This is a genomic window from Alcanivorax sp. HI0007 (assembly GCF_001635525.1).
Classification (GTDB): domain Bacteria; phylum Pseudomonadota; class Gammaproteobacteria; order Pseudomonadales; family Alcanivoracaceae; genus Alcanivorax.
Genome location: NZ_LWEJ01000257.1, coordinates 21178 through 35063, shown reverse-complemented (window position 1 = coordinate 35063; position 13886 = coordinate 21178). Strand labels below are relative to the sequence as shown.

The following is a 13886-nucleotide window of genomic DNA, read 5'->3' as shown; positions in this document are numbered from 1 at the left end:
GCTACCCCTCCCTGTCTGGCCCTACATTCGCGGGTATCGGTGCCATCTCCGGCACCTCGCAATTTAGGGCTTTTCATGAGTCAGGTTATTATTCTGGTCGACGACCCGGCAGACTGGGCCGCCTACTATCCCGCCCGCCATCTGCTCTCCGCCCGGGAGTATCTGCAGGCACAGCAACCGGTCTGTACCGACAAGAAAGTGCAGGTGATCAACCTGTGCCGCAGCTATAAATACCTCAGCCCCGGCTACTACTGTTCCCTGCTGGCGGAAGCTCGCGGGCAGCGGGTGTTGCCGTCCGTACGAACAGTGAATGACCTGAGCCGCAAGGCGCTTTATGGCCTGCATTTCGGTCAATTCGAAGCGGCGCTGGACAAGGCCATGAAACGCAAGGGCAGTGGGACGGATCACTTCTCGCTGATGCTGTACTTCGGCCACACCACCCAGGAAGGCCTGGCTGACCTGGGGCGGCAGATTTTTGATCAGTTACCCTGTCCGTTGTTGAAGGTGGAGTTCCGTCGCCGCGAGCAGTGGACCATCGAAGCGTTGAAGCCGCTGGCCCTGAAGCAACTGAAAGGGGCCGAGGAAGATGCCTTTGCCCAGGCCCTGGAGCAGTTCAATGCCCGTGTCTGGCGCAACCCGCGCCGCCGTCGCAGTGACCGCTACGAACTGGCCATGCTGGTTAATGAGGAAGAGGCGTTGCCGCCCAGTGACAAGGCGGCGTTGAAGCGTTTTATCCGGGCCGGACGTCAGCTGGGGATTCGCGTGGACCAGATCGGCCGTGATGCCTACACCCGCCTGGGTGAGTACGACGGTCTGTTTATCCGCGAGACTACTGCACTGGATCACCATACCTACCAGTTCGCCCGCAAGGCAGAACAGGAGGGCATGGTGGTGATGGATGACCCGGGTTCGATCCTGCGCTGCACCAACAAGATCTACCTGGCGGAACTGATGCAGGCCAATGGGGTGCCGGTGCCGCCAACGGCTTTTGTGTTCAGCGATGACGATGAGCAGATTGACCGACTGATCGACGAGCTGAAACTGCCCATGGTGTTGAAGATTCCTGACGGCAGTTTTTCCCGGGGTATCAGCAAGGTGAAGACCCGCGAAGAGCTGGCCACCAGCCTGCGGGATTACCTGAAACAGTCGTCGGTGGTATTGGCCCAGGCCTTTATGTACACGGATTACGACTGGCGCATCGGCGTGCTGAACAACCGGCCCCTGTTCGCCTGTCAGTATTTCATGAGCAAAGGGCACTGGCAGATCTACCACCACCAGAGCGGCGGCAAGACCGAATCCGGCAACAGCCGTACCCTGCCGGTACAGGAAGTCCCGCCCAAGGTGCTGAAAGCCGCCCTCAAGGCCGCAAAGCTGATGGGCAATGGTCTCTATGGCGTGGACCTGAAACAGTCCGGGGACCAGGTGGTAGTGATCGAGGTGAACGACAACCCGAACATCGATGCCGGGGTGGAAGACGCCTGGTTGGGCGAGGATCTTTATCGCCAGGTGATGCTGGAGTTCCTGCGTCGCATGGAGGCCAAGCGCATCGGCCTGCCGGTGTAGCCTCTCCCTTTCCGTAGGAGCGTCGCTGGCGGCGCGATTCCCCCCACCGGTGCCAACCTCTCCCCGTTGGAGCCATGCTCGCATGGCGAATAGGGTTGAGGTAGCACCGGAGGAGGGTCTGGCTCCGTTTCCCAACAAGAAAGCGTTCTATTGAACGCCTTGTCTCATTTTCCGTAACACCCCGCCGTTGCCTTTCGCGATCTTGTCAGGTCTGATCGAAGAAAAGCACAAGGAACTCTCCATGCAACTTCTCGGGTTATTGCGTCGCGAGCTGCGTAGCGAATGTCGCCAGTGGGTGGACGACGGCGATATCAGTGAAGACCAGGGCAACCGCATTCTGGCCCGCTACGGCACCCGCCTGGACGACGATTCCGACAGTTCACTGGCCTACAAGGTGCTGGTCACTGTGGCCTTGTTATTTGTCGGTATGGCCATCCTGCTGCTGGTGTCAGCCAACTGGGAGACGATCCCCCGGGCCGTGCGCATGCTGGGCTTGATTGCCACCACCGTGGCGTTGAACGGGGTGGGCATCTATCAATACCTGCAGCGCCGAGAGGGTATCGGCTGGCTGTTTCTCGGCGGCATCAGCTATGGCGCCTCGATCATGCTGATCGCGCAGATCTACCACCTGGGCGAACATTTCCCGGATGGCCTGTTTTACTGGGCACTGGGCGTGGCACCCATGGCCTGGCTGGTGCGTAGCCGGGTGATTACCCTGCTGATGCTGGCGGTGGCCATGCTCTGGCTGTTTGCCGAAGGTCAGTTTTCACCGCCCTGGGCCATGGCCCTGTTCATGGCAGTGGGGCTGACGGTGGCGGTACAGGCCCGATCCGCGGGGCTGATGCTGGTGCTGGCGGCAGTGGCGGTGAGCTGGCTGAATCTGTTGCTGGGCTGGGCCTATGGCTACCCGCGCGGGCCGGATTTCGAGGCCGGGCATCTAACCCTGAATCTGGGCCTGCTGGCGTTGCTCTATGCGCTGGTCTGTTGGCTGGGCAGTCGCCCTGCCTTGCACAGGCAACGGGCCGGCAGTCTGATCGGACTATGGACCCTGCGGGGCTATCTGTTGCTGTTGCTGCCGTTCACGTTCAGCGAATTCTCCGAAGGTTACCTCCATGAGCAGGCCGGGTTGACGGACCCGGGGTTGTGGCTGGGGCTGCTGCCGGCCTTGCTGGCGTCATCATTGTTGGTGTTTCGCCGTCTGGGACAGACCGGCGGGCGGTTGCTGGTCATGCTGCTGCCATTCGTGATGCTGGCGATTCATGGTTTGTTGAGTCGGGACGATGCCATGCTGTTTGCGGTGGCGGTGAATCTGCTGGCGTTGTTGTCGGCCATTGTGCTGATTCAGGAGGGCTTGCGGCGTGGCCTCAGCCAGTTCTTCTACAGCGGCATTGCCCTGGTATTGGCGCTGGCGGTGATGCGCTATCTGGATCTGTTCGGTGATTACCTGGGCGCCGCGGCCATGTTCCTGGTGGCGGCGGCGGTGCTCTATGGCGCGGCGCGCTACTGGCGTCGCCAGCAGCGTCTTGTGGCGCCGGAAAGCGGGGAGGGACAGGCATGAAACAGCGCACTCTGGGCCTGGCCTTGCTGGCCGCGCTTACCCTGCAAGTGGTGATTCTCGCCGGGGTCTTTGCGAACGGTTTCTACCCGCTATGGCTGGGCGAGGAAATCCGTGTGGAAACCCGTCCGGTGGACCCGCGGGATCTGTTCCGCGGTAACTATGCCCGCCTGGGCTACGAGTTCAGCACCCTGCCTGCGACAGGATTTCGTCCCGGGGACGTGATTTATCTGCCTCTCGAGCAAGACGGCGACCTGTGGCGCGGACTGACTCCGTCCCACCAGCCCCCGGCGCAGGGTCTTTACCTGCGCGGCAGAGTCAGCGGTTTGCCCTGGGGCGGCACCCGCCGAGTCACCTACGGCATCGAGGCCCTGTTTGCCCCGAAGGAAAAGGCGCTGCAACTGGAGCGGGAATTACGGGACGGTGCTGTGGCGGTGCTGAAGGTGGCACCGAATGGTCGGGCGGCGCTGGTGACGGTGGAGACTAAAGCAATTGATAATTAATAGTGAATAATTAATAACGCGCGATCCTGGGTTCCTGCTTATGAAACGCAAGAGGCCGCGTCCATGGCTTGGGCGCGGCCTCTTGCGTTGCAGGTCTCTGTCCGCTTTCACGCGTAGTTTTTAACTATTAATTATTCATTATTAATTGCTTTACCCCATTATTTTTTGAATAAACCCGGACTCCTTCTCAATGGTTTTGGCAAAGGGCTCCAGGGCGTGCATGCGCTCGGTGTGGGCGGCCAGGTTGGGGTAGTTGGCCGGATCGATGCTTTCGCCACCGTGTTTGAAGTTGACCAGCTGGCTGGCCAGGCTGATATCCGCCACGCTCAGGCTGTCGCCAACCAGGAACTCACGACCCTTCAGTTCCTTGTCCAGATAGGCAAACAGGGGCGGGATGGTGGTGGTCAGGGCGTGCTGCACTTTCTCTTCATCGCACTCCTTGCCGATCAGGCGCATCACTACCCGGTTGCGGAACACGGCGAAGGTACAGCGCATGGCCAGGTCATAGTCCACATAACGCTGGAACCAGATTGCCCGCCCCAGTTCCATGGGGTCGGTGGGGTAGAGGGCCGGTTCCGGGTAGACCTTCTCCAGGTAGGCGCAGATGGCGGCAGAATCCGCCAGATACTGGCCGTCCACTTCCAGGGCCGGAATGCGTTTCATGGGGCTGATCTTTTCGTAGCCTTCCGGTGGATTGTTGGGGTCGATATGTACGGCTTCGTAGTCAACTCCTTTCAGTGCCAGCACCACGCGGGTCTTGCGAACGAAGGGTGACAGGGCGGCTCCGTACAGCTTGATGGTCATGGGTCTCTCCCGGTAAATGGTTGTTTTTTCAACGGTGTGGCGAAAGTTTCGCCGTTATAGCGCGCCAATATCAGAGCAGCACAGGTTTTTCGGGTCAATGACGGACCGGGCCAAAATTTTTCCTTGACGCTGGCCGATCAGATACCTATTCTACGCGCCGCTTTGACGTACCACGTCAAGCCCGGGTCCCCTTCGTCTAGTGGCCCAGGACACCGCCCTTTCACGGCGGTAACAGGGGTTCGACTCCCCTAGGGGACGCCACTAATTCGCTGGTCGTTAGCTGGCAAAAAGTTAAGCGGGAATAGCTCAGTTGGTAGAGCACGACCTTGCCAAGGTCGGGGTCGCGAGTTCGAATCTCGTTTCCCGCTCCAAATCAGAAGGGACCCTTTCGGGTCCCTTCGTCGTTTCCGGCCCTGTCATTTGCTTTCAACCGGGCGGCCCTTACACTAGGGACTGACCGAAAGCGAAGAGACTATGGCCCGCCTACACCCCCGATTGCTGGAAGCCCTCAACCTGTTACCGCAGGACAAGCCTGTTCATCTGCTGACACGGCATTCTGTGCGTGAGTTGGCCAAGAACGGCTTTGCCGACTATCGGTTGCCGCTGACCCCGGAAGGTATCGACATGGCCCGTGAATGGGGCGCCCAGCTGGCGCGGCCGGTGGAGGCGTTCTATTCCAGCCCGGTGGGGCGCTGTGTGAATACTGCCATCGCCATGGCAGAAGGCGCCCGCAAGGCGGGGCTGATTGATGAGATTCCCGATATCACCACGGATACCACCCTGGTGGAGCCGGGGTGCTATGTGGAGGACCTGAACCAGGTGGGGCCCACCTTCCTGAAAATGGGGGCCTTCCGGTTTCTCAATCAGCACCTTCAGGAGCCGTTCGACGGCATGCTGTCCCCGGCAGAAGGCCGCAGCAAGCTGGCGGCTTACCTGAAAGCCCGGGAGCCTGCCAGTGGCCACCTCAATGTTCACGTGACCCATGACACCATTCTGGCGGTGCTGGTGGCCGAGCTGCATGGCCGCCGCCGCATCAGCGAAGAAGACTGGCCCTGGATGATGGAAGGGCTATGGGTGTGGTTCAGCGGTGGGCAGATGCACTGGGTCTGGCGTGGTGAACATGGCCACCGGGTGCTTGACCACTGATCTCTCTCTTCACCATCCATTCGACTATTTTGGCGAGGTAATCCTTGTCTGCTCTGACGATTCGTAATCTGACCAAGACCTATGCCAATGGTGTGCAGGCGCTCAAGGGCATCGATCTGCAGGTGGAGAAGGGTGACTTCTTTGCCCTGCTTGGCCCCAACGGTGCGGGCAAATCCACCACCATCGGTGTGATCAGTTCCCTGGTCAACAAGACCGGCGGAGAGGTGAGTATCTTCGGCTATTCCCTGGATACCGAACGGGCCCTGGCCAAGCAGAAAATTGGCGTGGTGCCCCAGGAATTCAACTTCAACCAGTTTGAAAAGGTGTTCGACATCGTCGTCACCCAGGCGGGTTTTTATGGCATCCCCGCGCCCCTGGCTCGAGAACGGGCGGAGAAATACCTGCGCCAGCTGGGCCTGTGGGAAAAACGCGACAAACAGTCTCGGACCCTGTCCGGCGGCATGAAGCGCAGGTTGATGATTGCCCGGGCGCTGGTGCATGAACCGGAACTGCTGATTCTGGATGAGCCCACCGCCGGGGTGGATATCGAGCTGCGCCGTTCCATGTGGGATTTCCTTACCCGCATCAACGGTGAAGGCAAAACGATCATTCTCACCACGCATTATCTGGAAGAGGCGGAATCCCTGTGTCGCCACATTGCCATCATTGATCACGGCACCATCGTGGAAAATACCGACATGAAATCCCTGCTGGAAAAACTGCAGGTGGAAACCTTTATTCTGGATCTGGCCCGGCCGGTCACCGAGGAGCCGGTGCTGGAGGGGTTCGAGGTGTGGCTGAAAGATTCCCGAATGCTGGAAGTGGCGGTACCCAAATCACAAAGCCTCAACACCCTGTTTGTGGCGTTGGCGGATCAGCACTTCGAAGTGATGAGTATGCGTAACAAGGCCAACCGGCTGGAGGAATTGTTTGTGCGACTGGTGGAGCAGAACCTGCCCGGGGAGCAGGCATCATGAGTGCATACCAACAGTGGGTGGCCTTTCTCACCATCGTTACCAAGGAAATCCGTCGTTTTACCCGGATATGGCCGCAGACATTGCTGCCTCCGGCGATCACCATGACCCTGTACTTCGTGATCTTCGGCAATCTCATCGGGAGCCGCATCGGTGAGATGGGCGGGTTTAATTACATGCAGTACATCGTCCCCGGCCTGATCATGATGAGCGTGATACAGAACAGCTACGGCAATGTGGTGAGCTCGTTCTTTTCCACCAAGTTCCAGCATTCCATTGAAGAGATGCTGGTGTCGCCGATGCCGGCCCACGTGATCCTCAATGGCTTTATCGTTGGTGGGATGGTGCGCGGGATGCTGGTGGGCCTGATCGTCAGCCTGCTCAGTCTGTTTTTCACCCATCTGTCCATGCAGCACCTGCTGATTACCATCACCGTGGTGATACTGACGGCGGCCCTGTTTGCCCTGGGCGGTTTCATCAACGCCATCTTTGCCAACAAGTTCGATGATATTTCCATCGTTCCCACCTTTATTCTGACGCCGCTGACCTACCTGGGCGGGGTGTTCTATTCCATCGATTTACTGCCGGAATTCTGGCGGACAGTGAGCCTGGCGAACCCCATCGTTTACATGGTCAATGCCTTCCGTTACGGCGTGCTGGGTGTCAGTGATGTGAATGTCTACGCTTCACTGGGAGCGATCCTGATGTTTGTGGTGGCGTTCTATCTGCTGGCACTGTGGCTGTTGCAACGGGGTACGGGTATTCGCCACTAAACAATCGGATTATGATGGGAATATAATCCATGGACGGGTGTGCCAAGAGGTAATCATGAGTTATTTGAAGGAAACGCCACTGGGGCGGTCCACCGATTATGTGGATGAGTACATGCCCTCGTTGTTGTGCCCGGTGCCGCGCTGGGATGCGCGGGAATCCCTGGAGCTGGAAGAGCTTGGCGATGAGGATACCAGCCTGCCGTTCCACGGCACGGATATCTGGAATGCCTACGAGCTGTCCTGGCTCAATGAAAAAGGCAAGCCGGTGGTGGCCCTGTGCGAGCTGCGTATTCCCTGTACTACCCCCAATATTGTGGAATCCAAGTCGCTCAAGCTGTATCTGAATTCCTTTGCCAACACCCGTTTTGAAAGTCGAGACAAGGTACGCGCCGCCATTGAAAAGGATGTGGCCCAGACCGTGGGTGGCAATATGGAAGTGTTGCTGTATTCCCTGGAAGAATCCGCCGGTTTTCCGGTCTGGGAAGATCGTGGTCAGTGCGTGGATAACATTGATATCGGGTTTGAGCACTATGAATACCGGCCCGACCTGCTGCTGTGCGACCAGGGGGCCGAGCAGACCGGCCAGCTTTATTCCCACTTGTTACGTAGCCATTGCCCGGTAACCAACCAGCCGGACTGGGCCACGGTGGTGGTGCGCTACACCGGTCGCGCCATCAGCCCTGCCAGTTTTCTGCGTTATGTGGTGTCCCTGCGAAATCACCAGGGGTTCCATGAACAGATTATCGAGCAGATGTTCGTGGATCTGATGCGCCAGTGCTCCCCACGCCACCTGACCGTTTATGGTCGCTTTACGCGCCGGGGAGGCATCGACATCAATCCGTTCCGCTCCAACAGCGAGCAGCCCTTACCGAATCGACGCACCATCCGTCAGTAACATCATCAAGCCAACATCGTTATCAAGGAGCGAATAATGTCGGATCTGGAACAGACCCAGAGCGAACCCAAACCGGAAGAACGCAGCCTGGGCCTTGCCTGCCACCTCCTGGCGCTGGCGGGTCTGGTGGTGCCGTTCGGGAATATCCTGGGGCCACTGATCATGTGGCTGGTCAAGAAAGATGAAAGTGCCTTTGTCGATGACCAGGGCAAGGAAGCATTGAACTTCAACATCACCATTTCCATTGCCGGCTTTATTGCCTTCCTGCTGATGTTTGTGGTCATCGGCGGTCTGCTGTTGCCGATCATCGGTATCTTCTGGTTGGTGATGACCATCATCGCCGCGGTGAAGGCCAATGGCGGAGAGCGGTATCGTTATCCGTTGACCATTCGGTTGATTAAATAATAGCTACAAGCTACAAGCTACAAAAAAACCGCACCCTTTGGACGCGGTTTTTTTGTTTTAAGAGAGTTTCAGCGCGGAGCACGGCGACTGGAATTTGGCAATGTCTTTACCTCGTGTTGCAGCTTGAAGCTTGGGGCTTGCTGCTGCCTTTAAGGCCCCAACGGCCAGCCAAACCCGATCCACACTCCCAGCAAGACCGACCACCCCAGCAACAACGTCAGGCTATAAGGCAGCATCAGGGCGATCAGGGTGCCGATACCGGTGTCTGGCTGATAGCGGCGAGCGAAGCCCAGTACCAGTACGAAATAGGGCATCAGCGGGGTGATGATATTGGTGCTGGAATCACCCACCCGGTAGGCCGCCTGGGTTGCTTCCGGGGAGATGCCCAGCAGCATCAGCATGGGTACAAAGATGGGCGCCAGGATAGACCACTTGGCCGAAGCGCTGCCGATCAATAAATTGATCAGAGCGGCAAGCAATACGAAAAACAGCAACAGCACCACCTTGGGGAGCGTCAGGCTGCCCAGCCAGGCAGCGCCCTCAATGGCGAGCAGCAGTCCCAGCTGACTGTAATTGAACCAGGCCACAAACTGAGCGGCGAAAAACATCAGCACCAGGTAGCCGGCCATGGAAGCCATGGTGGTTTCCATGGCACTGATGATGTCGCCGGCATTGCGAAACTGGCCGCTCATCCGCCCATACACCGCACCACACACCCCTGCGATGACCGCCACGATCACTACCAGCCCGTGAATGAACGGCGAGCCGAGGATGCCACCGGTGTCCTGGTGGCGCAGGGGCGCATCGGCGGGTAGCACCAGCAAGGCAATGCCCCCCAGCAGCAGCACCAGGGTGGCCAGCGTCCATTTCAGGGCGTGGGGGTGGCTGCTTGGCACTTCCGGGGTGGAGGCCTCTCCACGTGGCTGGTTGGCCAGCCTGGGTTCGGTGATGCGCTGGGTGACCAGGGTGACCAGTGCGGTGACCAGAAAGGTGGAGACGATAATGAACCAGTAATTGCCGGTGGCATCCACGGTTCGGCTCGGGTCCACAATCCGGGCGGCTTCCGTGGACAGGCCGGCCAGGGTAGCGTCCACCGGCCCCACTAAAAGGTTGGCGCTGAAGCCGCCGGATACCGCTGCAAAGGCGGTGGCGATGCCGGCGATGGGGGAGCGACCGGCAAGCTGAAATACCAGCCCGGCCAACGGGATCAGCACCACATAGCCCGCATCCACGGTGAGGCTGGAGAGGACCCCGGCAAAGGCCACCGTGATCACCAGGGTGCGTCCGGACGCCCGTCGCACCAGACTGGCCAGGCTTACTGACAACAGCCCGGACTGCTCTGCCACGCCCAGCCCCAGCATGGCCACCAGCACGATGCCCAGCGGTGCAAAGCCGGTGAAGTTGCCCACCAAGGAGGTGAACAGATAGCGAATGCCGTCGCCGTCGACCAGCGAGCGCACCGTTACCGTCTCGTCGCTGAGCGGATGCACGGTGGATAGCCCCATTGCTCCCAATACTGCGGTGAGCGGAAGCAGCAACAGGCAAAGCCAGACAAACAGCAGGGTCGGGTGGGGCAGTTTGTTGCCCAGCGTTTCCAGTCGGCCCAGCCAGCCGGGGGTGTTGGTCATGGTGTGGCCCCTTGTGGTAATCGGATTACTTTAGCGAGGAGCGGCTAGCGGGAACAAGGGGGATCGAGGGCGGTGTTTCGTAGGAGCTATGCTTGCATGGCGAATGGTTGGAGAAGGTTCGCATGTCGCAGATCCCCCTTGGGGGGCAAGCATAGCTCCAACAGATGGCGGAAGGCGTTTCATCTTTACCGGTTTCGCGGAAAGATATCGCCTGGCGTTGTGAGGGTTCAACTCCCTCATGGCGCCCACAAAAAAGCCCCGCATTGCGGGGCTTTTTTAAATTTGGCGGTGGGGGAGGGATTCGAACCCTCGATACGTTTCCGTATACACACTTTCCAGGCGTGCTCCTTCGGCCACTCGGACACCCCACCTTGAACTGATTGTGCTCAAGAGCCATCTGGCCAACTCTTGAGGGCGCGTAGAGTACCGGAGGGTGGGGCCTGAGGCAAGCGCCTCACTGCCTGGTTGGTCAGGGTTTGAGCAGTTCCGGGCTGGAGATTCAGGTTCTAGCCAGGTACAGGCCCTGATACAGGCAAACCACCTGGCCGTCGGAGGCAGTGCCCGTGGCATGAATGCGAAGCGTGGCCTTGCCCCGTCGGCTGAGACGCTGGGTGAAGCGATCCCGGTCTTCTTCGCTGATGGTCGCGGCGATATGCAGATCACCGTCCAGCGGTAATTTGTATTCCAGCGAGGTTTCCACGGCCACCACGTCGGCCGGGTGACCGCTCTTCTGGGCCGCCAGCGTGGTCAGTCCCCAGCCGGCCAGAGTGAGCAGGGCAGACTGGCTGCCGGCAAAGAAGGTGCCCTTGTCATTGTGGTTGGGCGCCAAGGGCGCGGTGACGACCAGGCAGAGACCGTCGAAATCGGCGAAGGTGAAATCCAGATGCCGGGTCAGGGGGATGGCGTCGCGGACCCGTTCTCCCAGCGCGGCCAGATCCATCATGGCAGGGTACGGATGAAGTCGGCGGGTGACTCATCCGGCAGGCTTTTCAGATTGCCCAGCGGGGTGCCCAGATACAGGTAGGCCACCACCTGATCCTTGGGGGCAAAGCCCAGCATGCGCTTGGCCAGATCGGAGTTGGCCATGGCACCGGTTCGCCACATGGCGCCCAGGTTCAGTTCATAGGCGGCGACCATCATGTTCTGTACGGCGGCGCCAACGGCCAGCACCTGTTCCCACACGGGAATCTTGTGGTTCTCGGTGACCTCCGCCACGGCAACGATGATGGTCGGTGCACGCATTGCCTTGCTGCGGGCAATTTCCCGGCTGCGTGTATCGGCCTCCGGCTGCTCCTCCAGGAGTTGGGCTTCCATGATGTCGCCCAGCCGTTCCCGTTGCTCGCCTTCCAGGACGATAAACCGCCAGGGACGCAACAGGCCATGGTCCGGTGCACGGATAGCCGCGCGCAGCAACAGGTCGAGCTGCTCATCGCTGGGGCCTGGCTGGTCCAGACGGGGGCTGGAAACACGGGTGGTCAGGGCGGTGATGGTGTCCATTCAGGGCTCCTTGTACTGGGGCGCCATGGTAGCCCGATTTGATAACAAGTCCCAGTCACCGCTATCTGTCTGCCTTTGATCATGCCAGTCTTTTTTCTTAGAAGGGAAACGGATAAGCTTCTCGCAAATCACGTGAAACGGTTCACATGCCAAGCTCAATCAAAAAGAAAGCCCGCCGACTGCATATCGGTCCCATGGAGCGGGCGCGGCGTCAGGCCAATTACATCCGTTTACTGGCTTTTCTCGTGGCTGCCATGATTCTTATGGCCGGCCTCAAGCTGGAATTGTACCCACAGATTTACATGCTCGGGGTGGCGGGGTTGCTTGTATATCCTTTGACCGCCCAAGGCTTGCTGCTTCTGGCCGAAAGGCAGGATCGCCCGCAAAAGCCGGTTCATACACTTTTGATGCAGGCCGATGCGATGATCATCGGTGTGGTCTGTGCCCTGCTGCATTTCGCGTTGGTGCCCTCGATGGTGTTGTTGATCATTGTGCATGCCAATGCGGTGAGCAGTGGTGGCCTGAAGCCCTGGCTACTGAACCTGTTGATGACGGCCATCGGTGCGCTGGTGATGGGCTGGATTCTGGGTTTTCCCGCCTTGCCGGTGGAGCAGTCACCGATCTTGCTGACGGTCATTTCCCTGTTGGGCCTGGGGATCTATGTGGGGGCATCTTCCGCCTTTGCGCATCTCCAGGCCCGTTATCTGAAGCAAGCCCAGGATGCCGTGCGCCGCCAGCAGAAGCAGGCGGTGGATATGTCGCGCAAACTGGCCAAGTATCTGCCGCCCCAGGTGTGGGGATCGCTGTTTTCCGGTAAGCGTGATGCCAAGCTGGAAACCCGCCGCAAACGGCTGACGGTGTTCTTTTCCGACATCAAGGGCTTCAGTGCCATTTCCGAGGAGCTGCCGCTGGAAACCCTGACCAGCATGCTCAATACCTATCTCAGTGAAATGACCCGCATCGCTTTGCGTCATGGCGGCACCATCGACAAGTTTATCGGGGACGCGGTGATGGTATTTTTTGGCGATCCCAAAAGCGCCGGCGCCCAGGAAGATGCTTTCCACTGTGTCATGATGGCCATCGAAATGCAGGAGCAGATGAAACTGCTGCGTCAGCGCTGGAAGCGGGAGGGCATTGATCACAAGCTGGAAATCCGCATTGGTATCAACACCGGCTATGTGACAGTAGGCAATTTCGGTACCGACTCGCGAATGGATTACACCATTCTGGGTACCGACGTGAATCTGGCCAGCCGACTGGAATCCGCCTGTCGCCCCGGTGGTGTGCTGATTTCCCAGGCCACCCAGGAGCTGGTGAAAGACCGTATTCAGTGCCGCAATATTGGCGACATTCAGGTCAAGGGATTCAACCGGCCGATTCCGGTGTATGAAGCCATGGGGGCCAAGAAGGATGCCGGCGCCCGCAACCGCTATGTATCCGCTGAAACCCAGGGCTTCGGCATTCATCTGGATGTGCAGCGGGTGCGCAATTTCGACAAGAACTCCATCCTCAAGACGCTGGCCCGATCCGCCACTGACCTGAAACAGGACAAGACGGTGGACCTGGACTTTGAAGCGGAGGGCTTCAGCTTGCACGTGAAAAGCGCCGAACTGAAAAAACGCGAACGGGAAAAAATCATCGATGTGATGGGCCGTGCCGCGAAAAAAGTGCAAACCGAAGTCAGGGTTTAAGGGATATTTTCGAGCTACGAGCTACGAGCTACGAGCTACGAGCTACGAGCTACGAGCTACGAGCTACGAGCTACGAGCTACGAGCTACGAGCTACGAGCTACGCTCGGTTGGATAGGGAAAGGTTGGGAAGTTCCTGGGACCTTGGCGTTTCTACGAAGCCACTGTAGGAACGTAGCGCAGCGGAGTAACGCACGTAGTTCCGTGCGGCCCGAAGGGTGAGCGAAGCGAATAATACCTCTTGAGGTGCGAACCGCGTTTGTGGGGAAATCGCCCGCACGGCGATCAGGAAGTTCAGCGCCCGACAGGTTTCAGAAAGAACGGCGGACGACAATTCTTTCTCGCCTCGCTACGCTCGGTTCGCTATGCAAGCATAGCTCCAACATGAAGGTTGGAGATAATGTCGCGGGCAGGGCGCTTGCCGTTTGGCACGGCCCCACCCGCGGTACACTCG

General features: G+C 58.9%; 13 protein-coding genes and 3 tRNA genes. 11 read left to right on the top strand and 5 right to left on the bottom strand.

Annotation, left to right across the window (positions count from 1 at the left end; all coding sequences use genetic code 11):
• Positions 1–75: 75 nt before the first annotated feature.
• From A3714_RS14680 to A3714_RS14670, 3 genes are all read left to right on the top strand, one after another.
• Positions 76–1563 (top strand): RimK family protein, encoded by a 1488-nt coding sequence (locus tag A3714_RS14680; protein WP_062817817.1) that lies wholly within the window; start codon positions 76–78, stop codon positions 1561–1563.
• 241 nt (positions 1564–1804) lie between these two features.
• On the top strand, positions 1805–3121 hold the full coding sequence (locus tag A3714_RS14675; RefSeq protein WP_063508295.1) for a DUF2157 domain-containing protein: 1317 nt from the start codon (positions 1805–1807) through the stop codon (positions 3119–3121).
• Complete coding sequence (locus A3714_RS14670; RefSeq protein WP_063508296.1) at positions 3118–3621, top strand: GDYXXLXY domain-containing protein; 504 nt, start codon at positions 3118–3120, stop codon at positions 3619–3621. The genes A3714_RS14675 and A3714_RS14670 overlap by 4 nt, the downstream gene beginning before the upstream one ends.
• 150 nt (positions 3622–3771) lie before the next feature.
• Here the strand turns inward: A3714_RS14670 and A3714_RS14665 are convergent, their stop codons facing one another.
• The gene (locus tag A3714_RS14665) at positions 3772–4425 is read right to left on the bottom strand and encodes a glutathione S-transferase family protein (RefSeq protein WP_063525801.1); all 654 of its coding nucleotides are present in this window, start codon (positions 4423–4425) and stop codon (positions 3772–3774) included.
• Positions 4426–4610: 185 nt separating this feature from the next.
• On the opposite strand from A3714_RS14665, the gene A3714_RS14660 reads away from it, so the two are divergent.
• The 7 genes from A3714_RS14660 to A3714_RS14630 all read left to right on the top strand — a co-directional run bounded on the left by A3714_RS14660 (position 4611) and on the right by A3714_RS14630 (position 8618).
• Positions 4611–4686 (top strand) — tRNA-Glu (locus A3714_RS14660).
• A gap of 34 nt (positions 4687–4720) precedes the next feature.
• Positions 4721–4796: transfer RNA gene (locus A3714_RS14655), tRNA-Gly, on the top strand.
• A gap of 103 nt (positions 4797–4899) precedes the next feature.
• Positions 4900–5571 (top strand): histidine phosphatase family protein, encoded by a 672-nt coding sequence (locus A3714_RS14650; RefSeq protein WP_062817813.1) that lies wholly within the window; start codon positions 4900–4902, stop codon positions 5569–5571.
• A 44-nt stretch (positions 5572–5615) separates the two neighbouring features.
• On the top strand, positions 5616–6548 hold the full coding sequence (locus A3714_RS14645; protein ID WP_063508571.1) for an ABC transporter ATP-binding protein: 933 nt from the start codon (positions 5616–5618) through the stop codon (positions 6546–6548).
• Positions 6545–7318: an ABC transporter permease gene (locus tag A3714_RS14640; protein WP_063508572.1), complete on the top strand. Its 774-nt coding sequence runs from the start codon at positions 6545–6547 to the stop codon at positions 7316–7318. The genes A3714_RS14645 and A3714_RS14640 overlap by 4 nt, the downstream gene beginning before the upstream one ends.
• A 55-nt stretch (positions 7319–7373) precedes the next feature.
• A complete protein-coding gene (queF, locus tag A3714_RS14635) occupies positions 7374–8213 on the top strand; it encodes an NADPH-dependent 7-cyano-7-deazaguanine reductase QueF (RefSeq protein WP_062817810.1) in 840 nt (279 codons plus the stop codon).
• 36 nt (positions 8214–8249) lie between these two features.
• Complete coding sequence (locus tag A3714_RS14630; RefSeq protein ID WP_062817809.1) at positions 8250–8618, top strand: DUF4870 domain-containing protein; 369 nt, start codon at positions 8250–8252, stop codon at positions 8616–8618.
• A gap of 149 nt (positions 8619–8767) precedes the next feature.
• On the opposite strand, the gene A3714_RS14625 is transcribed toward A3714_RS14630, so the two are convergent.
• The 4 genes from A3714_RS14625 to A3714_RS14610 all read right to left on the bottom strand — a co-directional run bounded on the left by A3714_RS14625 (position 8768) and on the right by A3714_RS14610 (position 11743).
• The gene (locus A3714_RS14625; RefSeq protein ID WP_063508573.1) at positions 8768–10246 is read right to left on the bottom strand and encodes an AbgT family transporter; all 1479 of its coding nucleotides are present in this window, start codon (positions 10244–10246) and stop codon (positions 8768–8770) included.
• A 283-nt stretch (positions 10247–10529) separates the two neighbouring features.
• Positions 10530–10617: transfer RNA gene (locus A3714_RS14620), tRNA-Ser, on the bottom strand.
• Between the two features lie 128 nt (positions 10618–10745).
• Positions 10746–11189, bottom strand: coding sequence for a YiiD C-terminal domain-containing protein (locus tag A3714_RS14615; RefSeq protein ID WP_063508574.1), 444 nt, complete (start codon positions 11187–11189; stop codon positions 10746–10748).
• Positions 11186–11743 carry a nitroreductase gene (locus A3714_RS14610; protein WP_062817806.1) on the bottom strand — a complete coding sequence of 186 codons (558 nt, stop codon included), beginning with the start codon at positions 11741–11743 and terminating at the stop codon, positions 11186–11188. The genes A3714_RS14615 and A3714_RS14610 overlap by 4 nt, the downstream gene beginning before the upstream one ends.
• A 146-nt stretch (positions 11744–11889) precedes the next feature.
• Between A3714_RS14610 and A3714_RS14605 the strand changes: the two genes are divergently transcribed.
• The gene (locus A3714_RS14605) at positions 11890–13434 is read left to right on the top strand and encodes an adenylate/guanylate cyclase domain-containing protein (protein ID WP_063508575.1); all 1545 of its coding nucleotides are present in this window, start codon (positions 11890–11892) and stop codon (positions 13432–13434) included.
• Positions 13435–13886 lie beyond the last annotated feature (452 nt).

Excerpts from the sequence above, each read along its gene's own strand:
- A3714_RS14615 (WP_063508574.1), bottom strand. The coding sequence starts at position 11,189 with ATGATGGATCTGGCCGCGCTGGGAGAACGGGTCCGCGACGCCATCCCC.
- A3714_RS14605 (WP_063508575.1), top strand. The coding sequence starts at position 11,890 with ATGCCAAGCTCAATCAAAAAGAAAGCCCGCCGACTGCATATCGGTCCC.
- A3714_RS14675 (WP_063508295.1), top strand. The coding sequence starts at position 1,805 with ATGCAACTTCTCGGGTTATTGCGTCGCGAGCTGCGTAGCGAATGTCGC.
- A3714_RS14640 (WP_063508572.1), top strand. The coding sequence starts at position 6,545 with ATGAGTGCATACCAACAGTGGGTGGCCTTTCTCACCATCGTTACCAAG.
- A3714_RS14610 (WP_062817806.1), bottom strand. The coding sequence starts at position 11,743 with ATGGACACCATCACCGCCCTGACCACCCGTGTTTCCAGCCCCCGTCTG.
- A3714_RS14650 (WP_062817813.1), top strand. The coding sequence starts at position 4,900 with ATGGCCCGCCTACACCCCCGATTGCTGGAAGCCCTCAACCTGTTACCG.
- A3714_RS14625 (WP_063508573.1), bottom strand. The coding sequence starts at position 10,246 with ATGACCAACACCCCCGGCTGGCTGGGCCGACTGGAAACGCTGGGCAAC.
- A3714_RS14670 (WP_063508296.1), top strand. The coding sequence starts at position 3,118 with ATGAAACAGCGCACTCTGGGCCTGGCCTTGCTGGCCGCGCTTACCCTG.
- queF (WP_062817810.1), top strand. The coding sequence starts at position 7,374 with ATGAGTTATTTGAAGGAAACGCCACTGGGGCGGTCCACCGATTATGTG.
- A3714_RS14630 (WP_062817809.1), top strand. The coding sequence starts at position 8,250 with ATGTCGGATCTGGAACAGACCCAGAGCGAACCCAAACCGGAAGAACGC.
- A3714_RS14680 (WP_062817817.1), top strand. The coding sequence starts at position 76 with ATGAGTCAGGTTATTATTCTGGTCGACGACCCGGCAGACTGGGCCGCC.
- A3714_RS14665 (WP_063525801.1), bottom strand. The coding sequence starts at position 4,425 with ATGACCATCAAGCTGTACGGAGCCGCCCTGTCACCCTTCGTTCGCAAG.